The organism is Fictibacillus phosphorivorans (genome assembly GCF_023715845.1).
Lineage (GTDB): Bacteria > Bacillota > Bacilli > Bacillales > Fictibacillaceae > Fictibacillus > Fictibacillus phosphorivorans_D.
Genome location: NZ_JAMBOR010000002.1, coordinates 89417 through 111383, shown reverse-complemented (window position 1 = coordinate 111383; position 21967 = coordinate 89417). Strand labels below are relative to the sequence as shown.

At 39.8% G+C, this 21967-nt stretch carries 21 protein-coding genes; all 21 read left to right on the top strand.

All coding sequences use genetic code 11. The features are described 5' to 3' along the window. The first annotated feature begins 1 nt into the window (after position 1). The 21 genes from M3206_RS02145 to M3206_RS02045 all read left to right on the top strand — a co-directional run bounded on the left by M3206_RS02145 (position 2) and on the right by M3206_RS02045 (position 21967). The gene (locus M3206_RS02145; RefSeq protein ID WP_349773988.1) at positions 2-1054 is read left to right on the top strand and encodes a chemotaxis response regulator protein-glutamate methylesterase; all 1053 of its coding nucleotides are present in this window, start codon (positions 2-4) and stop codon (positions 1052-1054) included. A 15-nt stretch (positions 1055-1069) separates the two neighbouring features. Continuing rightward, a complete protein-coding gene (locus M3206_RS02140) occupies positions 1070-3073 on the top strand; it encodes a chemotaxis protein CheA (protein ID WP_251310863.1) in 2004 nt (667 codons plus the stop codon). An 18-nt stretch (positions 3074-3091) separates the two neighbouring features. Continuing rightward, positions 3092-3556: a chemotaxis protein CheW gene (locus tag M3206_RS02135; protein ID WP_251310862.1), complete on the top strand. Its 465-nt coding sequence runs from the start codon at positions 3092-3094 to the stop codon at positions 3554-3556. Between the two features lies 1 nt (position 3557). Next, positions 3558-4190: a chemotaxis protein CheC gene (locus M3206_RS02130; protein WP_251310861.1), complete on the top strand. Its 633-nt coding sequence runs from the start codon at positions 3558-3560 to the stop codon at positions 4188-4190. After that, a complete protein-coding gene (locus tag M3206_RS02125) occupies positions 4183-4671 on the top strand; it encodes a chemotaxis protein CheD (protein WP_251310860.1) in 489 nt (162 codons plus the stop codon). The genes M3206_RS02130 and M3206_RS02125 overlap by 8 nt, the downstream gene beginning before the upstream one ends. Before the next feature lie 35 nt (positions 4672-4706). Beyond that, positions 4707-5471 (top strand): FliA/WhiG family RNA polymerase sigma factor, encoded by a 765-nt coding sequence (locus M3206_RS02120; RefSeq protein WP_251310859.1) that lies wholly within the window; start codon positions 4707-4709, stop codon positions 5469-5471. 55 nt (positions 5472-5526) lie between these two features. After that, on the top strand, positions 5527-5964 hold the full coding sequence (locus M3206_RS02115; protein WP_251310858.1) for a DUF6115 domain-containing protein: 438 nt from the start codon (positions 5527-5529) through the stop codon (positions 5962-5964). 158 nt (positions 5965-6122) lie between these two features. After that, positions 6123-6848, top strand: a complete 726-nt coding sequence (gene rpsB, locus M3206_RS02110) for a 30S ribosomal protein S2 (RefSeq protein WP_251310857.1) — start codon at positions 6123-6125, stop codon at positions 6846-6848. Between the two features lie 99 nt (positions 6849-6947). Continuing rightward, positions 6948-7826: a translation elongation factor Ts gene (gene tsf, locus M3206_RS02105; protein ID WP_251310856.1), complete on the top strand. Its 879-nt coding sequence runs from the start codon at positions 6948-6950 to the stop codon at positions 7824-7826. A gap of 173 nt (positions 7827-7999) precedes the next feature. Further along, positions 8000-8725: a UMP kinase gene (pyrH, locus tag M3206_RS02100; RefSeq protein ID WP_251310855.1), complete on the top strand. Its 726-nt coding sequence runs from the start codon at positions 8000-8002 to the stop codon at positions 8723-8725. Continuing rightward, entirely contained in the window at positions 8726-9283 is a 558-nt protein-coding gene (gene frr / locus M3206_RS02095; RefSeq protein WP_251310854.1) for a ribosome recycling factor, read from the top strand. It abuts the gene before it with no gap. Between the two features lie 180 nt (positions 9284-9463). Beyond that, the gene (locus tag M3206_RS02090) at positions 9464-10219 is read left to right on the top strand and encodes an isoprenyl transferase (protein ID WP_251310853.1); all 756 of its coding nucleotides are present in this window, start codon (positions 9464-9466) and stop codon (positions 10217-10219) included. A 13-nt stretch (positions 10220-10232) separates the two neighbouring features. Then, positions 10233-11021, top strand: coding sequence for a phosphatidate cytidylyltransferase (locus tag M3206_RS02085; RefSeq protein WP_251310852.1), 789 nt, complete (start codon positions 10233-10235; stop codon positions 11019-11021). 16 nt (positions 11022-11037) lie between these two features. Next, on the top strand, positions 11038-12195 hold the full coding sequence (gene dxr / locus M3206_RS02080) for a 1-deoxy-D-xylulose-5-phosphate reductoisomerase (RefSeq protein WP_251310851.1): 1158 nt from the start codon (positions 11038-11040) through the stop codon (positions 12193-12195). 5 nt (positions 12196-12200) lie between these two features. Beyond that, positions 12201-13463, top strand: a complete 1263-nt coding sequence (rseP, locus tag M3206_RS02075; RefSeq protein WP_251310850.1) for an RIP metalloprotease RseP — start codon at positions 12201-12203, stop codon at positions 13461-13463. A 27-nt stretch (positions 13464-13490) separates the two neighbouring features. Further along, positions 13491-15197, top strand: a complete 1707-nt coding sequence (locus M3206_RS02070; protein ID WP_251310849.1) for a proline--tRNA ligase — start codon at positions 13491-13493, stop codon at positions 15195-15197. 127 nt (positions 15198-15324) lie between these two features. Continuing rightward, the gene (locus tag M3206_RS02065) at positions 15325-19626 is read left to right on the top strand and encodes a PolC-type DNA polymerase III (protein WP_251310848.1); all 4302 of its coding nucleotides are present in this window, start codon (positions 15325-15327) and stop codon (positions 19624-19626) included. 155 nt (positions 19627-19781) lie between these two features. Further along, positions 19782-20252 (top strand): ribosome maturation factor RimP, encoded by a 471-nt coding sequence (rimP, locus tag M3206_RS02060; RefSeq protein WP_251310847.1) that lies wholly within the window; start codon positions 19782-19784, stop codon positions 20250-20252. A gap of 19 nt (positions 20253-20271) precedes the next feature. After that, positions 20272-21378, top strand: coding sequence for a transcription termination factor NusA (gene nusA / locus M3206_RS02055; RefSeq protein ID WP_251310846.1), 1107 nt, complete (start codon positions 20272-20274; stop codon positions 21376-21378). 20 nt (positions 21379-21398) lie between these two features. After that, positions 21399-21665 (top strand): RNase P modulator RnpM, encoded by a 267-nt coding sequence (rnpM, locus tag M3206_RS02050; protein ID WP_251310845.1) that lies wholly within the window; start codon positions 21399-21401, stop codon positions 21663-21665. Next, the gene (locus M3206_RS02045) at positions 21662-21967 is read left to right on the top strand and encodes a YlxQ family RNA-binding protein (RefSeq protein WP_251310844.1); all 306 of its coding nucleotides are present in this window, start codon (positions 21662-21664) and stop codon (positions 21965-21967) included. The genes rnpM and M3206_RS02045 overlap by 4 nt, the downstream gene beginning before the upstream one ends.

Genomic DNA, 21967 nt, shown 5'->3' with positions numbered 1-21967 from the left:
AGTGAAACGAATTACAGTTCTCGTTGTAGACGACTCTGCGTTTATGAGAAAGCTGATCAAAGAATTTTTATCAGAGGATCCGAGGATAGATGTTTTAGATACAGCGAGAAACGGTCAAGAAGCTATAGAAAAAATCCTTAAACTAAAGCCTGCCGTTGTGACGATGGATGTGGAAATGCCCGTTTTAAACGGAATAGAAGCAGTAAAGAAAATCATGAGCGTGCATCCTCTTCCGATCATCATGCTTTCCAGCACAACGAAAGAAGGCGCTGAGAATACAATTCTAGCAATGGAAGCCGGAGCCATAGATTTTGTTGCAAAACCATCGGGAGCAATCTCACTAGATTTGCATAAGGTAAAGACGACGTTAGTTGAGAAAGTTATCACATCTTCTAAAGTTAAATTGAAACCTGTCATCCACACAAGTCTAAAACCAAATGGAAGTAAACCAAAACAATATATTGAAAAAGAAGAAAAAGATAGTCTTTCAAAACTTGTATTAATCGGAACATCTACGGGCGGACCGCGTGCATTGCAGAAAGTGATACCGGGTCTTCCTGGAGATATTGATGCACCAATCATTGTCGTTCAGCACATGCCGCCGGGCTTTACACAGTCATTGGCCAACAGGCTTGATACACTTTCTGAAGTAAAGGTGAAGGAAGCTGAACAAAATGAACGTTTAAAAAAGGGAACGGTTTACATCGCACCGGGAGGTTACCATATTCGTCTAGTTGAAAAATGGGGTCAAGCGTTTCTGACCATCGATCAAGAGCCCCCGGTAGGCGGACACAGACCATCGGTTAATGTTCTGTTTGAAAGCGCTGCAAAACTAGAAAATTTTTATAAAGTAGCAGTCATTATGACCGGGATGGGATCTGACGGGGCGCTTGGTATTTTAGCGTTAAAGAACTCAAGTCAGACAAAGGTAATAGCTGAAGCAGAAGAATCCTGTATTGTGTACGGTATGCCTAAAGCCGCTGTTCTTACTAAAAAAGTAGATGAAGTCGTACAACTAGGCTCAATAGCAAGTGCTATTCAGTACAAATTATAAAGGGAGGTTTTATAAATGGAAATGACTCAATATTTCGACATATTTATTGAGGAAAGTAAAGAACACCTTACAGCGATCAATCAGCAGGTGCTGCTACTGGAAAAATCACCTGAAGAATTGTCCATCGTCAATGAAATTTTCCGATCTGCCCATACGCTTAAAGGGATGTCGGCAACGATGGGTTATGAAGACCTCGCAAGCTTAACGCATTGTATGGAAAATGTACTTGATTCCATTCGAAATAAAAAGATTAGTGTGACTACACAATTACTAGATGTACTTTTCGCATCACTGGATCACTTAGAAGCAATGGTAGTTGAGATATCAGAAGGCGGCAGCGGAAAAAGAGATGTTTCAAAAACGGTTCGTGATCTCGAAGTGCTTGAAAAAGGTCAACAGTCAATGCCTGTATCTCAAATAGATAATGAACCCGTCAATTCCGCTCAAACGTTTGACCAATATGAAAAAGAGATTATCTTACAATCAAAAGAACAAGGGTTTCATGCTTACGAACTTTCGATCAATCTTCGTAAGGATTGTATTTTAAAAGCTGCTAGAGTCTATATGGTGTTTGAAGTCATTGAGCAGATCGGTGAGATCATAAAAGCTGTTCCAGCCGTAGATATGTTGGAAGCCGAACAATTTGATTCGGACTTCAAGCTGTCGGTCCTTACACAGGAAAGTGGAGAAGAGGTAAAACAGCGAATATTGAAAGTTTCGGAAGTAGATAAAGTCGTTGTTTCAGAGATTTACCCAGGTATGCTTAACGATTCCGTACATAGTGAAAGTGAACATCCAGCTGAGAAAGTGAGTAACTCTTCCGAAACAAAAAAAGAGAACTCTAGTGCCCATAGTACCGGCAGCACAGTCTCTGGGAAGACAATAAGAGTAAATATTGATCGGCTTGATCAATTAATGAACCTTTTTGAAGAGTTGGTCATCGACCGAGGAAGACTCGAAGAGATTTCTAAAATGCTGAAAAGCCCAGAGCTGAATGAAACCGTTGAACGGATGAATCGCGTATCAGGGGACTTGCAAAATATTATTCTTACCATGCGCATGGTTCCGATTGAACAAGTATTTAACCGTTTTCCACGTATGGTTCGCGGTCTTGCAAAAGACTTAGCCAAAAACGTGAATCTTGAGATTCTTGGTGCTGAAACTGAACTGGACCGTACCGTGATCGATGAGATCGGTGATCCACTTGTACATTTACTTCGAAATTCTATTGACCATGGCATTGAGAAGCCAGCTGCTCGAATTGCTGCTGGAAAAAATGAGACAGGAACAATCTATTTAAGAGCTTATCATAGCGGAAACCATGTCTTCATTGAGATTGAAGATGATGGAGCAGGGATCAATCGTCAAAGAGTAGTTGATAAAGCTTTAGAAAATGGGATCATCACAAAAGAAATGTCAGAAAATTTGAGTGATAAACAGTGTTTTGAATTATTGTTCGCTTCTGGATTCTCTACGGCAGAAGTAATATCGGACATTTCAGGGCGCGGAGTAGGATTGGATGTTGTAAAGAACAAGATCGAGTCACTGGGCGGTTTGATCACTGTCGATTCAACACGGGGATTCGGAACGATATTTTCTATTCAACTTCCACTAACCCTTTCGATCATGTCTGCCATGCTTGTTGAAGTTCAAAATGAAAAATATGCAATCCCGCTTTCTTCCATTATTGAGACAGCCATTATTAGAAAAGATGAGATCTTGTCTGTACATAACCAAAAGGTAATGGATTTCCGGGGAAGAGTTGTACCTTTAGTTTTTATGAAAGAAATATTCGAAGTCCCGCCCTTGATCGAAGCAAGTGAACATGTACCTGTAGTTGTTGTTAGAAAAGGAGATAAAATGGCTGCTCTAGTCGTGGATTCGTTTATTGGACAGCAAGAGATCGTTCTTAAATCACTTGGACAGTATCTTTCCTCCGTATTTGCTATTTCGGGTGCAACGATACTGGGTGATGGGCAAGTAGCATTAATTTTAGATTGCAATGCACTAATCAAATAAGAAGGTGGATGTCTAATTATGTTAAACGAGCAAAAAGTAATCATATTTCAATTAAAAGAGGAAGAATATGCTATTCCTGTCCATGAAGTAAAGTCCATTGAAAGAATGCAGCCTATTACAAGGATTCCAAGGACCAATTCATTTATTAAAGGAGTTATCAATCTACGAGGTGTCGTAACTCCAATCATCGATCTGCGTTCTCGCTTTGACATAGAAGAAGCCGCATATACCGAAAGTACGCGAATTATCATTGTTACAGCAGGATCGATTGATGCGGGGCTTATTGTAGATGCAGCAAACGACGTTATGGACATTGACGCAGAATCTATTGAACCTCCTCCAGAAGTAGTAGGAGGAGTAGATGCTGAATATTTACAGGGAGTTGCAAAGATAGAGAAACGTCTTCTTATCTTATTAAACCTTACTAAAGTGTTAAATCCTGAAAAGATTACTGTACTTCAACCATTAGAAAGCGGAAAGTAACATGGATTTAACAAAGATCAATCACCTTCACTTAGATATTTTAAGAGAGATCGGAAATATTGGAGCCGGTCATGCGGCAACTGCCTTATCTACCATGCTGAATAAAGCGGTAGATATGAAAGTGCCTTCTGTGAACGTTATTTCTTTTGAGGAAATTATGGAGATGGTGGGAGGATCTGAAAATATTGTAGCCTCTGTTTTTTTAAGGATTGTTGGTGATGCACCAGGGTGTATGTTTTTTATGCTTCCTATTGAACAAGCAGAAACACTCCTTGGTGATTTGTTAGGAGGAGAAGCTGTTCAACTGACTGAAGGTATTCACTCAGAAATGACGATATCCGCTCTGCAGGAAGTAGGAAATATCTTATCAGGATCCTATCTTACCTCATTCTCAGATTTTACAGGGCTGAACCTTCAGCCATCTGTTCCCGCAACAAGTATAGATATGGCTGGTGCTATCCTCAGTTTCGGGCTTTTCGAAATATCTGCAGTAAGTGATTTAGCAATCGTCATAGATACAGCGTTTACGGACATAAGGAGACTTGATGAAGTAAAAGGACACTTTTTTTTAATGCCAGATCCTGAGTCATTCGCAAAAATTTTTAATGCACTGGGAGTTCCGATGGATGAGTGAAATGATTAAAGTCGGAATTGCGGATATTAACCTCGTAACCCCTCCTAACACAATTAGGACAACAGGTCTTGGTTCTTGCGTAGGCGTTATTTTATATGATGAAGTCCGAAAAATAGCTGGAATGGCACATGTGATGCTGCCCCAATCTACCCTAGTCAAGTCAGCTTCCACTAATAGTGGGAAATTTGCGGATACCGCAATAAAAGCTTTATATGACTTGCTATTAAAAAAAGGGGCAACTGCAAAACGTTTAAAAGCGAAAATAGCAGGGGGAGCTCAAATGTTTCAGTTTTCTTCTGCTAGCGAAATGATGAGGATTGGTCCTCGAAATATTGAAAGTGTAAAGTATCACCTTAACCAACTAGGTATTCCTCTTATTGCAAGTGATGTCGGAGGAAACAGCGGGAGAACCATTGAATTTAATCCTGCGACTTATCATTTAACCATTAAAACAGTAAATAAAGGCACTAAAATTATTTAATCGAGACAATCGGTAATAAAACAAGGAGGATTTCCATGACGGAGCCGTCTTTAGTAGAAGAGCAAACTTGCTGGGAAAAGTGGAATACTAGCCGTGATCGAGAAGCAGGTGACGAATTGCTTCGCGCATATTTGCCTCTTGTTAACTATCATGTTCAAAGGATATCGGTTGGACTGCCAAAAAGCGTAAATAAAGATGAACTACGGTCCCTAGGGATGCTTGGCTTATATGATGCTTTAAAGAAATTTGAACCAGAGCGTGATTTGAAATTTGATACTTATGCTTCCTTCCGAATCCGAGGAGCGATATTAGATGGTCTTCGAAGAGAGGATTGGCTGCCACGAAGCCTTCGTGAAAAAACAAAGAAAGTGGAAGCTGCCATAGAAAAGTTGGAACAGGAGAACCTTCGTTCAGTGAGTGCAAAAGAAGTAGCTGAAGAACTGAGTCTTTCGGAGAATGATGTTACAACAGTGATGTCAGAGAGCTTTATGGCAAATATTTTATCCATTGATGAAGAAAACAAGGAATCGGAAAGCCGGGAAAAAGTAAGTTATACAATAGAAGATAAAAAAGCAATAACACCTGAAAACCGTTTACTTCAGGAGGAACTGCATGGAGAACTTGCTCTCGTTATTAAGGAGTTATCTGAAAAAGAGCAGCTTGTAGTAAGTTTGTTCTACTACGAAGAGTTGACTTTGACTGAGATTGGACAAATACTCGGTTTATCTACATCAAGAATTTCTCAGATTCATTCAAAAGCACTTTTTAGAATCAGGCAGGTATTGCAACGTTATATGTAAGAAATAATCAAAAACCTAATGGGAAAAATAAATGACTTAGGTTAGGTGGAAAACTGTGAACGGTATTGTATTTATTAGCTTATTACTAAATGCTGTCTGTCTTTATTTTATTTTTTTACTTTGGAAAAAGGTTGAAGAGAATCATAAAAACAAAGATTCTACAGAGCAAATGGAAGAGATGATGGAGCTTTTTTCACAAGAGATGAAGTACGAAAATGAACAGATTTACAAACTCATTTCTGACTTTAGAAATAATATGGAGTATGATAAACAAGAAATTCATGATACTACAAATGAAAATAAAACAGACCTCAATATTTATTTGAATGATGAAAAGCGTAGAGAAGATGAAGGAAGTTTTGGATGGAAAACAACACCTGATACGAACCAGGTGATAATTTTAGCCAATAAAGGATATAATGCTGAGGAAATCGCTAAGATCATGAACCGGGGAAAAGGCGAAATCGAATTACTTTTAAAATTTTATGCATAACACTCAAAATGACTTGCAGAAATTACGCGAAATATGTTATATTATTTCTCGGTGTTAATCACACACGTTTGTGGATTTGAACGACGTGGTGCTGCTGAATAAGCAGTTGTCGGTCAAAGGTGAAACAAACGGAGGAAAAAAACCTAGGAGGTGCCATTATGGCAGTAATTTCAATGAAACAATTGTTAGAAGCTGGTGTACACTTTGGTCATCAGACTCGCCGTTGGAATCCGAAGATGTCTCGTTACATTTTCACAGAAAGAAACGGTATCTACATTATCGATCTACAAAAGACGGTAAAGAAAGTAGAAGAATGCTACAATGTTATGCGTAACATCGCAGCAGACGGCGGAAAGATCCTTTTCGTTGGTACTAAAAAGCAAGCTCAAGATTCAGTGAAGGAAGAAGCTCAACGTTCTGATATGTACTACATCAACCAACGTTGGTTGGGTGGAACATTAACAAACTTCGGTACAATCCGCAAACGTATTAACCGTTTGAAGGATCTTGAAAAAATGCAGGAAGACGGTACTTTTGATGTACTTCCTAAGAAAGAAGTAATCCTTCTTAAAAAAGAAATGGAACGTCTTGAAAAGTTCCTAGGCGGAATTAAAGAAATGAACAAGCTTCCAGATGCATTATTCGTAGTTGACCCTCGTAAAGAGCGTATTGCGATTGCTGAAGCTCGTAAATTAAACATTCCGATCATCGCTATTGTTGATACTAACTGTGACCCGGATGAAGTTGATCACGTTATCCCTGGTAACGACGATGCTATCCGTGCAGTTAAACTTCTAACTGGTAAAATGGCTGATGCAATCATCGAAGCAAACCAAGGCGGAGAAGAAACAGCAGAAGCAGCAGAAGAAGAAACAACTGCTTAATTAATTAAATGGAATGCTCAAGGGTGGTAGAGGGGATGACCCTTTATCACCTTTTTTAATGTAAAAATGTATTACATATTACCCAAGGAGGCAAAACACATGGCTATTACAGCTCAAATGGTTAAAGAATTGCGTGAAAAAACAGGCGCAGGTATGATGGATTGTAAAAAAGCATTAACTGAAACAGACGGAAACATGGAGGCAGCTATTGACTACCTTCGTGAAAAAGGAATCGCTAAAGCAGCTAAAAAAGCTGACCGTATCGCAGCAGAAGGTTTAACTTCTGTCGTTGTTGACGGTGACAAAGCGATTATTTTAGAAGTGAACTCTGAAACAGATTTCGTTGCAAAAAACGAAAACTTCAAGAGTCTTATCGCTGAACTAGCTAACCACATTCTAGCTACAGAGCCTGCTACTGTTGAAGATGCATTAGCATCTGAATACAACGGCACAACAGTTCATGACTATATTAACAGTGCAATCGCTAAAATTGGTGAGAAAATCACACTTCGCCGTTTTGAAATCTTGAAAAAAGGTGAAAATGCAGCATTTGGTGCATACTTGCACATGGGCGGAAGAATCGGTGTTCTTTCAGTAGTTGAAGGAACGACTGATGAAGGTGTTGCTAAAGATGTAGCAATGCACGTTGCGGCTGTAAATCCTAAGTATATCTCTCGTGATGAAGTTAGCGAAGAAGAAGTTGCTCGCGAGCGTAAAGTGTTGACTGAGCAAGCTCTAAACGAAGGCAAGCCTGAAAACATCGTTGCTAAAATGGTGGAAGGTCGTCTTGGAAAATACTTCGAAGATATCTGCTTGAACGATCAATCTTTCATTAAAGATCCAGACCAAAAAGTAGGTAAATATGTAGCTTCCAAAGGTGCTACTGTTAAAGCCTTCGTTCGTTTTGAAGTTGGAGAAGGTCTTGAAAAGCGTGAAGACAACTTCGCTGAAGAAGTTATGTCTCAAGTGAAAAAGTAAGCACAATGATTTAAAAAAGGGGAGCACGTTGTGTTCCTCTTTTTTTACAGAAATAACCTTAAATAATTCATTTCAGGTTTTTTCTATTCAAAAAGGTTTGCGCTTTTAATATTGATATTAAGAGCTAAGGCTTGATTTAAATAAGAAATTTTTTTTAGGTGATGGAGGGACAAATGACTACTGCAAATTATAAACGAGTTGTCTTGAAACTTAGCGGAGAAGCGCTAGCTGGTGAACAAACATCTGGGATCGATCCGAAGATTGTTCAATCTATAGCTGAGCAAGTGAAAGAAATTGTAGAATTAGGTGTAGAAGTAGCTGTAGTTGTAGGTGGTGGAAACCTATGGCGTGGAAAAACAGGCAGTGAAATGGGTATGGACCGTGCATCTGCAGATTACATGGGCATGCTTGCTACTGTGATGAATTCATTGGCTCTTCAAGACAGTCTTGAAAATATCGGGGTTCAAACAAGAGTACAGACATCTATTGAAATGCGACAGGTTGCTGAACCTTATATCAGAAGAAAAGCCATTCGTCACCTTGAAAAAAAGCGAGTAGTTATTTTTGCTGCGGGTACAGGGAATCCTTATTTCTCTACAGATACTACTGCAGCACTAAGAGCAGCCGAAATTGAAGCAGAAGTTATTTTAATGGCTAAGAATAATGTGGACGGTGTTTATTCAGCGGATCCTAAACTGGATGAAAACGCGGTTAAATATACAACTTTATCTTACTTAGACTTATTAAAAGACGGTTTAGCCGTGATGGATACTACAGCTTCGTCATTATGTATGGATAATGACATTCCTTTAGTAGTGTTCTCGATCATGGAAGAAGGAAATATTAAGCGTGCTGTTGCAGGTGAAAAAATTGGAACGGTTATAAGGGGGAAAAACTAAATGGCTAAAGAAGTTTTAACTCAAGCAGAAGAAAAGATGCAAAAAGCAATCGGTGCTTTAAGACGTGAATATTCTACTCTACGTGCAGGAAGAGCGAATCCTTCATTATTAGACAGAGTACAAGTTGATTACTATGGTACACCGACTCCAATCAATCAATTAGCAGGTGTAACGACTCCTGAAGCAAGATTGTTAGTGATTCAGCCTTATGATAAATCAGCAATGGGTGATATCGAAAAGGCGATCTTAAAGTCTGATCTTGGTCTTACCCCTTCAAACGATGGGCAAGTAATCCGTATTGCAATCCCGGCTCTTACTGAAGAAAGAAGAAGAGATTTAGTTAAATTAGTTAAGAAATCTGCAGAAGATGCAAAAGTAGCACTTCGCAACATCCGCCGAGATGCAAACGATGATTTAAAGAAGCTTGAAAAGGATGCAGAGATCACAGAAGATGAACTGCGCCGCTACAACGATGAAGTTCAAAAGCTTACGGATAAGTACACGTCTGAAGTAGACAGTGTAAGTTCAAATAAAGAAAAAGAAATCATGGAAGTATAAAGCTTTTCCATGTACAATTAAATAAAAAAAGCCCTCTTTGAAAGGGGGCTTTTTTATTAGACTATATCAACGCGCCTGAAGGAAAAGGAATCTAGGCGAATAGTTGATTCCAGCATTAAAGAGATCCAGACCCGCAGCCGTCGATCTCTTTAAGAAGTCTGGAAAGATGGAGGCTTATACATGCTTGACAAGCTTTTCTTTAGAAAAAAAAGTCATGAACAAAAATGGGACCTTGATGAAAACATTCCATCACATGTCGCAATCATCATGGATGGTAATGGCCGCTGGGCGAGAAAAAGAGCAATGCCGCGAATCGCCGGTCATCATGAAGGCATGAAAACCGTAAGGAAAATCGTAAAAGAAGCGAATAGAATCGGCATTAAAGTCCTTACCCTGTATGCTTTTTCAACAGAGAACTGGAAAAGGCCGCGTGAGGAAGTGGATTTTCTTATGAAGCTTCCAGGTGAATTTCTGAACACGTTTTTGCCAGATTTGATTAAAGAGAATGTACAAGTGAGAATAATGGGTAACAAAGATTCATTACCCGAACATACGATTAAGGCAGTCGATCTAGCGATCAGCCGTACCGAAAAGAATACAGGATTGATATTGAACTTTGCTTTGAATTACGGGAGCAGAGATGAAATTACTTCTGCCGTTAAAGCGATAGGGCAAGAAATCAAGAATGGAACGCTCGACCCTTCTCAAATAAATGAATCTACGATTGAAAAGCATCTAATGACCCAAGGACTGAGTGATCCAGACTTACTCATCCGTACGAGCGGAGAAGTACGTCTAAGCAACTTTATGCTTTGGCAGCTTGCCTATTCAGAGTTCTGGTTTACTGAGGTTTATTGGCCTGATTTTTCAGAAGATCATTTACGAGAAGCTGTATCACAATTTGCCCGGCGTGGCAGAAGATTTGGCGGGGTTTGATTAAGGAGGACTTATGAAACAACGAATAATTACAGGTGTAATCGCAGCCGCTTTATTCATCGGGATTACTCTTTACGGCAGCTGGCCATTCTCATTGTTAATTCTTTTACTCGCAGGAATCGGTATGTACGAATTACTGCGGATGAAAGGGATGGAACGGACTTTTATCGGATTGATCGGGTACGTATTTACGATCATTATTGCTATGCCTGAACAATGGATGCGTGCGATTGAACCATTTACTAAAACAAACGCAATCATCCTTGCAGTGCTTTTATTATTAGTTGTAACGGTCGTCCATAAAAACAAAACGGAATATAATCATATTTCATTTGTCTTGTTTAGTTTGCTATATGTAGGGTTTGGTTTTTTCTATCTCCTTGAGACTAGAATTTTAGAAAATGGTGTCCAATTGCTGTTTCTTGTTCTGTTTATGATCTGGGCAACAGATTCTGGCGCTTATTTCGTTGGTAAATCAATGGGGAAAAGAAAACTATGGCCGATCATCTCACCAAATAAAACGATAGAAGGAGCGATTGGCGGTATTTTCTTCAGTATTTTAGTAGCTGTAATCTGCTATGCTGTTGGCTTTGTTGATCTCTCACTTTTATCAATATTAGTCATTTCTGTCTTAGTCGGAGTCTTCGGTCAGATTGGTGATTTGGCTGAATCTGCATTCAAAAGAATTTATGATGTCAAAGATTCAGGCAACCTTCTGCCTGGCCATGGGGGAATCTTGGACAGACTAGACAGTGCATTGTTTGTATTCCCTTTGCTGCACGTACTCCACTTGTTAGGATGACATTAAGGGGGATCATATGAAGTTTGTAAGTTTATTAGGTGCAACAGGGTCAATCGGTAAGCAGACATTAGATGTTATCGCCTCTCATCCTGACCAATTTCGGTTAAGTTCCATGTCAGTCGGGAAAAATATTGAGGCTGCTGAAGAGATCATCCGAAAGTTCAAACCTGAAATCTGTGCAGTGCAGAACGAATCCGATGCAAAGAAACTAAAGGACCGGGTGGATTATTCAACGAAGATCGTTTCTGGAATGGAAGGATTAATTGAGGCTGCGGTTTCAACTAAATCCACGATAGTCGTTAACTCTGTAATAGGGAGTGTCGGCTTATTACCAACCTTAAAAGCAATTGAAGCGAATAAAACGATCGCATTGGCTAATAAAGAGACACTCGTTACCGCTGGTCATCTTGTCGTGGGAAAAGCTAAGAATCATAATGTTGCCATTTTGCCTGTTGATTCAGAGCACTCTGCGATTTACCAGTGTTTGAACGGAGAAAATAGTAAACAGGCAGAAAAACTGATTCTAACAGCATCTGGTGGAAGTTTTAGAGATAAAACACGAGATGAGCTGAAGAATGTTACAGTTAAAGAAGCATTGAATCATCCAAACTGGTCGATGGGTGCTAAGATTACAATAGATTCAGCGACAATGATGAATAAAGGATTGGAAGTTATTGAGGCGCATTGGCTGTTTTCCTTCGATTATTCTAAAATAGACGTCATTTTACATAAGGAAAGTATCATACACTCTATGGTAGAGTATGTGGATACAAGCATCATTGCACATCTTGGACAACCAGATATGCGTGTGCCCATCCAGTATGCTTTAACCCATCCTGAAAGACTTGAATTAGTAAATGGGAAAAGGTTAAACTTATGGGAAGTTGGCAAACTTCATTTTCAAAAGATGGATTATGACCGTTTCAGATGTTTGAAATTAGCTTTTGAAGCAGGAAAGATAGGCGGCTTAATGCCAACTGTATTAAATGCTGCAAATGAAAAAGCAGTGGAACTATTTCTGAATGGTAAGATATCATTCTTGGAAATCGAAGAGATGATTGAACGTGCGATGCTCCAGGCTGAAAATATTTCAAAGCCTGAATTAGATGCAATACAAGAAACGGATCAAAGGACTCGAGATTATGTTGAGTCACTACTAAACAAAGGCAGGTAATGGAAATGAACACTGTGATAGCCATTATCATCATTTTAGGGGCTTTAATATTCTTTCATGAACTAGGACATCTTTTGCTGGCAAAACGCGCTGGTATTTTGTGCCGGGAATTTGCAATAGGATTTGGCCCGAAAGTGTTTGCCTTTAAAAGAGGGGAAACCGTCTATACGATCCGTCTATTACCACTCGGAGGATTTGTACGGATGGCGGGTGAAGACCCTGAGGGCATCGAATTAAAGGCAGGTCACAGGGTTGGTTTGATTTTTAACGATGCAAATGAAGTAGAAAAAATCATAGTAAATCACAGTGAAAAATATCCGGTGCAAAAAACCATTACGATAGAGAAAGCAGACTTAGAGCGTGAGTTATACTTGACCGGATTTGAGAACGAAGAATCGGGACCAGCTACTTTTAAAGTAAAAGAGGATGCCTTTTTTGTGGCAGACCACCAAGAAATGCAGATTGCTCCTTATAACCGTCAATTTGGCTCTAAGACTATTATGCAAAGAACACTTGCGATCTTTGCGGGTCCCGCGATGAACTTCTTGCTTGCTTTCATTATTCTTGTTGCGTTTTCATTGATGCAAGGAATTCCCACGAATGAATCGAGACTTGGAACACTTCAAGAGGGTGCTGCTGCAGATAAAGCCGGATTGGTTGAAGGTGACAAAATCTTAGCTATCCAAGGAGAAAAGATGGATGATTGGAAAGAACTTGTTTCCGTTATTCAGCAAAATCCTGGTGAGAAGTTGATGTTCACGATTAATCGTGGAGGAGAAGAAAAAGTTGTTCCGGTAACACTAGGTTCTAGAAAGGGACCGGACAACAAGAATGAAGGATTTATTGGAGCGCATCCTTATACAGAGTCTTCTTTTATCGGCTCACTGCAATATGGAGCAAAACAAACATGGTTTATGACGACAGCGATCTTTACAGGGATCGGACAGCTCATTACGGGTCAGCATGGAATTGATCAGCTCTCAGGACCACTTGGTATTTATGAATATACAGATCAAGCTGCAAAAGCGGGTGTGTATATGCTCCTGCAATGGGCTGCTATATTAAGTATCAATTTAGGGATATTTAATCTTCTTCCTTTACCTGCACTAGACGGAGGGAGACTCCTGTTCTTAGGTGTAGAAGCACTAAGAGGAAAGCCGATCGACCCTCAGAAAGAAGGATTGGTCCATTTTATCGGGTTCGCATTCTTAATGCTGTTGATGTTAGTCGTAACATGGAATGATATACAAAAAATATTTCTTAGTTAATTTGGGATTTTTTGAGGAGTAGAGATAATGAGACAAAGCCAGTTGTTTATGCCAACACTAAGAGAAGTGCCAGCAGATGCAGATATAAAAAGTCATCAGCTGCTTTTAAGAGCAGGGTTTATTAGACAAAATGCAGCAGGAATTTATTCATTTTTGCCTCTGGGGAAAAAAGTACTTCATAAAATAGAAAACATTGTACGAGAAGAAATGAACCGAGCCGGTGCTCAGGAAATGATGATGCCGGCGCTGCAGCTAGCAGAACTATGGCAGGAAAGCGGCAGATGGTATAGCTACGGACCAGAACTTATGAGACTTAAAGACCGTCACGATCGAGACTTTGCGCTGGGTGCTACACATGAAGAAGTCATTACGAGCATTATTCGTGATGAGGTAAAATCATATAAAAAGCTCCCATTAAATCTTTATCAGATTCAAACAAAATTCAGAGATGAAAAACGTCCTCGTTTTGGATTGTTACGCGGACGCGAGTTTATCATGAAAGATGCTTATTCTTTTCATGATAAACAAGAAAGTTTGGATGAAACTTATGAGGTTATGAAAGATGCTTATTCTTCTATTTTTAGCCGCTGCGGTTTAAACTTCCGTGCTGTACTAGCAGATTCAGGTGCGATTGGCGGAAAAGATAATCATGAATTCATGGTCTTATCTGAAATTGGAGAAGATTTAATCGCCTATTCTACGGAGTCAGATTTTGCTGCTAATATAGAAATGGCACCTGTAGTAATGAACGAAGAAGCTTCAACTGAAGAGCTTTTAGATCTTGAGAAAGTAGAAACACAAGAAGCTAAGAACATAGAAGATGTTTCAAAGTTTTTAAAAGTCGCTTCTTCAAAAATCATCAAGTCTCTTCTCTATTTAGCGGATGGAGAGCCTGTGCTCGTATTGGTACGCGGTGATCATGAAGTGAATGAGATTAAATTGAAGAATGAACTTTCCGCTTCTGAAGTAGTTATGGCAAGTGAAGAAGATGCAGTGAAGTGGCTAAACACAAAACCAGGTTCCATCGGACCAGTCGCTGTCTCAGATGTGAAAGTAGTTGCCGATCAAGCTGTTCCATTAATGGTTAACGCGGTGTGCGGAGCTAATGAAGAGGGTTATCATTTTATTCATGTAAATGTAGACAGAGACTGTAAGATTGATCAGACAGCAGATCTTCGCTTTGTCGTTGAAGGAGACCTTTCTCCAGATGGAAAAGGTAAGATTGTTTTTGCAAAAGGTATTGAAGTAGGACATGTATTCAAACTCGGAAAAGTATACAGTGAGCCTATGAATGCCTCTTACCTAGATGAAAACGGGAAAAATCAAATTATGTCGATGGGCTGCTATGGAATTGGAGTTTCCAGAACATTAGCTGCAGTAGCTGAAGAAAATAATGATGAAAGAGGCTTGATCTGGCCCCTATCATTAACGCCATTCGATATTCATTTAATTGCAGTAAACAGTAAGAATGCAGAACAAACTGCTCTTTCTGATAAACTGTATGAACAATTAAAAGGTGAAGGTTACGATTGTTTATATGATGATCGACCAGAACGTGCCGGTGTGAAATTTGCCGACAGTGATTTAATCGGACTGCCTATTCGTATTATGGTAGGTAAAAAGGCTGCAGAAGATATTGTAGAAGTGAAAATCCGCAAAAGCGGTGAAACGTATGAAGTACCAGTTTCAGAACTTAAGAGTGTTTTACAACGTGAATGGGAAAAACTTGTTTAATTAAATCCAGGTGCCTCTTTTTTGAGGTGCCTTTCCTATTTAAACGAAATATCGATTAAATAGATCTACACTTACGAATAATTTTAAAGTTATAAAGGAATTAAACCCCTTAAAAGAGGAGGTTCTTATGAGCGGTAATGATCAGCAAATCAGACAAGAACGACTGTCGCTTCTTTTAGAACAACTTGGAATCCCCGATGATTTGAAAACAGGTTTTTCAGGTGGAACAATTGAAAAACTGACAATTGATAAAGCAAATAGAAGCTGGCATTTTTTAATTGGATTAACACGTCCATTATCATCTAACAGTTATGCTTGGTTCAGTTCGAGATTACAGCAAACATTTGAACATATCGCAAAAGTTACATTTTCCGTTCAATGTTCAGAAGGCTTCAACTCGGAAGAACTGCTTGCTTACTGGCCATTATGCAAAGACCAGCTCATAAGTACAGCAGGCCCAAGTCTCGGAAGCATGCTTTCTACACAAGAGCCTTCAGCGGAAGGGAATTTTTTGTGTCTCAAGGTAAGAAATGATGCAGAAGAGACCCTTGTACATCGAAAGTTATCTCCAATCTTAAAAGAAATGTACCAGAAGTTCGGTTTTCAATCTGTACAGTTGAAAACGGAAATCAACCATTCTGAAGAAGATTATCAAAAGTTTATCGAACAAAAGAAACAAGAAGACCAACATAAGATTATGGAAGCTCTTGTAGAAAAGGAAAAAGCGTCCAAAAGAGCTGATGCACCAGCTGCCAGAACTGACATCATGATCGGCTACTCGATCAAGGACGAACCAGTTCCGATTCAGACGATACAAGATGAGGAGCGAAAGATCACGATTCAGGGATATGTATTTCATGCTGAAACAAGAGAACTTCGCAGTGGAAGAACATTGCTAACCTTCAAGATCACAGATTATACAGATTCTCTGTTAATCAAGATTTTCTCGCGGGACAAAGAAGATATCCCTATTTTACAAGGGATCCAAAAGGGAATGTGGCTTAAAGTTCGCGGCGGCATCCAGAATGATACGTTTGTTAGAGATCTTGTCATGATCGCAAACGATATTAATGAGATTAAACCTAAAACAAGAGAAGATCTTGCGGAAGCTGATAAAAAACGTGTAGAACTTCATCTGCATACACCGATGAGTCAGATGGATGCGGTCTCTTCTGTAGCAGCTCTTGTAGGACAAGCTAAGAAGTGGGGACACCCTGCGATCGCCATTACGGATCATGCTGGTGTGCAGTCCTTTCCTGAAGCATATAGTGCAGGAAAGAAAAACGGTATCAAAATTTTGTACGGACTTGAAGCATATCTAGTAGATGATGGAGTTCCGATTGCATACAACGAAGCTCCAAGAAAACTTTCTGAAGAAACATATGTTGTATTTGACGTGGAAACAACCGGTCTTTCAGCCGTTTATAATAAAATTATCGAGCTTGCAGCCGTTAAGATCAGGGGCGGAGAGATCATAGACAGATTTGAAGCCTTTGCTAATCCGCACGAACCTCTATCTCAGACAACGATTGAATTAACAGGCATCACAGACGATATGGTAGAAAATGCACCAGAGATCGAAGAAGTGCTTCGTGATTTCCACACGTTTATGGGTGACGATATCCTCGTTGCTCACAATGCAAGCTTCGATATGGGTTTCTTAAATGAAGGTTTACGCAAGATTGGTTTAGGAGAAGCAAAGAACCCTGTAATCGATACATTGGAACTTGCACGATTCTTGCTTCCTCAATTAAAGAACCATAGGTTGAACACGCTTTGTAAACGATTTGATATCGAACTTACACAGCATCACCGCGCCATCTATGATGCAGAAGCAACAGGTTATCTTCTATGGAAGCTACTTAAGGAAACCTTTGAAAAAGAGATCTACTATCATGACAGGCTGAATGATAATATGGGCCAAGGTGGTTTTCAGCGTTCACGTCCTTTCCATTGTACATTGCTCGCAGCTACTCAAGAGGGATTGAAAAACTTATATAAACTAGTATCGGAGTCTCATCTATCCTATTTCTATCGAACACCGCGTATTCCGCGTTCGCGTTTAAGTAAACTTCGGGAAGGCATATTAGTAGGATCCGCATGTGATAAAGGCGAAGTTTTTGAAGGGATGATGCAAAAGCCGATAGAGGAAGTTGAAAAGATTGCTTCTTTTTATGATTACTTAGAAATTCAGCCGCCTAACAACTATTTTCATCTGATCGAGAGAGAGCTTGTCTCAGATGAGATGAATCTGAGAGAGATTCTCTCAAACATTGTTAAGCTTGGTGAGAAGTTGGATAAGCCGGTAGTAGCGACTGGAAACGTCCATTACCTTAATCCAGAAGATGCGATTTATAGAAAGATTTTAATCGCTTCCCAAGGCGGAGCGAACCCGCTTAACAGACAGACACTTCCTGAAGTTCATTTTAGGACGACAGATGAAATGCTGAATTTGTTTTCCTTTTTAGGTGAGGAGGCTGCAGAAAAAGTAGTCTGTCACAATACAAGGGTGATAGCAGATTCAATTGCTGATATTAAACCGATTCCAGATGACCTCTATACGCCTAAGATCGAGGGAGCAGATGAAGAGGTTCGATCAATGAGTTATAACCGTGCTCGAAGCATCTACGGAGAAAATCTGCCGGAACTTGTAGAGAAGAGACTTGAAAAAGAGCTTACAAGTATCATCGGTCATGGTTTTGCGGTTATCTACTTAATTTCACACAAGCTGGTTAAAAAGTCATTGATTGACGGATACCTTGTTGGATCACGGGGTTCAGTAGGATCATCATTTGTTGCAACGATGACTGAAATTACAGAAGTTAATCCTTTGCCGCCGCACTATGTGTGCCCAAGCTGCAAAGAGTCACACTTCTTTAATGATGGTTCCGTGGGTTCAGGGTTTGACCTGCCAGATAAAGAATGTCCGAAATGTAATGTCTTATACATTAAAGATGGACAAGACATTCCTTTTGAGACATTCCTTGGTTTCAAGGGGGATAAAGTTCCTGATATCGACTTGAACTTTTCAGGAGAATATCAGCCTAGAGCACATAATTATACGAAAGAACTTTTCGGGGAAGATTATGTATACCGTGCAGGTACGATTGGAACGGTTGCGGAAAAAACTGCATATGGTTATGTAAAAGGCTATGCAAATGATAATAACCTCACGATCCGATCAGCTGAAGTAGACCGTTTAGTTTCAGGGTGTACAGGCGTTAAAAGAACTACAGGACAGCATCCGGGCGGTATCATTGTAGTACCGGATTATATGGATATTTATGATTTTTGTCCGGTTCAGTTCCCTGCAGATGATAGTTCATCTGAATGGAAGACCACACATTTTGATTTCCATTCTATCCATGATAACTTGCTCAAGCTCGATATCCTAGGACACGATGATCCGACAGTTATCCGTATGCTGCAAGATCTAAGCGGAATTGACCCTAAGACGATTCCAGCTTCAGATCCTGAAGTTATGAAAATCTTCTCAGGACCTGAAGTGCTCGGAGTAACCGAGGAACAGATCATGTGCAAAACAGGAACACTAGGTATACCTGAATTCGGGACGAAGTTTGTAAGACAGATGTTAGAAGAAACAAAACCAAGTACCTTCTCAGAACTTGTTCAGATTTCTGGATTGTCACATGGTACGGATGTTTGGCTGAATAATGCGAACGAACTTATCGCAAATGGCACATGTGTTCTAAAAGATGTTATCGGCTGCCGTGACGATATCATGGTTTATCTGATCTATAAAGGACTAGAGCCTTCACTTGCTTTTAAAATTATGGAGAGTGTACGTAAAGGTAAAGGTCTTCCTGATGAATGGATCGAAGAAATGAAAAAGAACGATATACCTGACTGGTATATCGGTTCATGTTTGAAGATCAAATATATGTTCCCAAAAGCCCATGCTGCAGCTTATGTATTAATGGCTGTCCGGATCGCTTATTTTAAAGTACATTATCCAATCTGGTTCTATGCCGCATACTTTACGGTAAGAGCGGATGATTTCGACATTGACTCTATGATTCGTGGTTCAAAAGCTCTTCGGGCAAGGATTGAAGAGATCTCAGCAAAAGGTCTTGATGCTTCAACGAAAGAAAAGAACTTGCAGACCGTACTGGAACTTGCACTTGAGATGTGTGAAAGAGGACTATCCTTCCAAAAGATAGACTTATATCGATCAAGTGCTACTGATTTCCTAGTAGAAGGAGATACATTGATTCCACCTTTCAATTCCATCGCAGGACTTGGAACAAACGCTGCATTAAATATTGTAAAAGCAAGAGAAGATGGAGAGTTCCTTTCAAAAGAGGATCTTCAGCAGCGGGCGAAATTATCAAAGACAATTATTGAGTATTTAGATGATCAGGGATGCCTGGAAGGACTGCCTGATGCAAATCAGCTTTCACTCTTCTAAGACAAGGGTTCGAGCAGGAAGAAAGTTGCAGTATTTTATTGGTTATGGTATAGTATTTTTGGAAATACTGTTGAATGAATAACTGTCGGCGAAAGAGTGGGGCTCCCCACTCTTTCGTTACGTTTTAAGGTCATTCAGCCAGAAGGAGGGCAGCAATGAGTCAGAAGATTACAGAGCTCACGACTGAGCTTGTAACCCCAATCGTTGAAAAACTAGGACTTGAACTTGTTGACGTTGAATTTGTTAAAGAGGGTAAAAACTGGTTCCTCCGTGTTTATATCGACTCAACCAGCGGTGTTGATATCGAAGAATGCGGAACAGTCAGTGAACAGTTAAGTGAAAAACTAGATGAACTAGATCCGATTGAACAGCCCTACTTTTTAGAAGTATCTTCTCCAGGAGTAGAAAGACCACTTAAAAAACCTGAAGATGTTAAAAATGCAATTGGCAAAAACGTAAACATTAAGCTTTATGAGCCAATTAATGGTGAAAAAGTATATGAAGGACTTTTAAAAGACTTTGATGGTGAAACGCTGTTTATGGAGATTAAAGTCAAAACCCAAGTCAAAAAGGTAGAGTTGCCGTATCAAAAAGTGGCAAATGCCCGTCTTGCGGTTGTTTTTTAATGAAGAGGGGAGTAAAAAAATGAGTACCGAGCTTTTGGATGCACTTACATTATTGGAAAAAGAAAAAGGGATCAGCAAAGAAGTTATTATTGAAGCGATCGAAGCAGCCCTTATTTCAGCGTATAAACGCAATTTTCATCAAGCACAAAATGTTCGTGTTGATTTCAACAGAGAAACAGGCAGTATCCGTGTGTTTTCTAGAAAAAATGTAGTCGCTGAGGTCGAAGACGATCGTCAGGAGATTTCACTTGCAGAAGCACAAGCGATTAATCCAGGTTATGAGATCGATGATGTAGTAGAAGAAGAAGTAACACCAAAAGATTTTGGGAGAATCGCTGCACAAACAGCAAAACAGGTTGTTACACAGCGTGTCCGTGAAGCGGAACGTGGAATCATCTTCTCTGAGTTTATCGATCGTGAAGAAGATATTATTACAGGTATCGTTCAACGTCAGGACCATCGCTACATGTATGTAAGTCTTGGTCGTGTTGAAGCATTATTGCCTGCTGCAGAACAGATGCCTGGTGAGACACACACTACGAACGACCGTATCAAGGTGTATATCACTAAAGTTGAGAAAACGACTAAAGGGCCACAAATTTTAGTTTCACGTACTCATCCTGGGCTATTAAAACGTTTGTTCGAACTTGAAGTTCCAGAGATTTATGATGGTACAGTTGAGATTAAATCAATCGCTCGTGAAGCGGGAGATCGTTCTAAGATTGCTGTACATGCGGCAGATCCAGATGTTGATCCTGTTGGCTCATGTGTTGGGCAAAAAGGTGCACGTGTGCAAACAATTGTTAATGAACTTAACGGTGAAAAAATCGATATTGTCCGCTGGAGTGAAGATCCTGTCGTATACGTTGCTAATTCTTTAAGTCCTGCGAAAGTTCTTGAAGTACAAGTGAACGAAGAAGATAAGATGACAACTGTGATCGTACCAGATTATCAGCTATCACTCGCAATCGGTAAACGCGGTCAAAATGCACGTCTTGCTGCCAAGTTAACAGGCTGGAAGATTGATATTAAGAGTGAATCAGAAGCAATAGAATCAGGCGTCTATAACCCTGACACTGCAGAAGATGATTCTTTCTATAACGATTCTGTCGAGGATGAAGAGTAAGAGAAGACGAGGTGGAGACAATGAAAACCCGCAAGATTCCAATGAGAAAATGCGTAGCCTGTCAAGAGATGAAGGCGAAAAAAGAACTAACACGTATTGTCCGCTCACCTGAAGGGGAAGTTTTTGTCGACTCAACCGGTAAAAAGTCCGGAAGAGGAGCTTATCTTTGTCATGAAGCCGCTTGTGTGGAACAAGCAAAAAAGAAAAAGATATTAGACACTCACCTGAAGTCAAAAGTTCCGGCTGAATTATACGAAGAGCTTGAAAAAGGAAGTCATACATCTTGAAAAATAGCCGGTGGGAAAACTTTCTTGGAATAGCAGCTCGGGCTGGAAAAGTCATCTCTGGTGAAGAGCTCGTAGTAAAAAGTATACAAAAACAGAATGCAAAAATCGTTTTATTATCAAAAGATGCTTCTGAGAACACAAAGAAAAAAGTTACAGATAAGTGCCTTTTCTATAAAATCGATTATTTTTGGATAGAAGATCGAAATGTTTTAGGCAAAGCAATCGGAAAAGAACAGCGTGTTGTAGTTGCTGTCAATGATCAAGGGTTTTCAAAGCGTTTAAAGGAACTTCTTGATCACTAA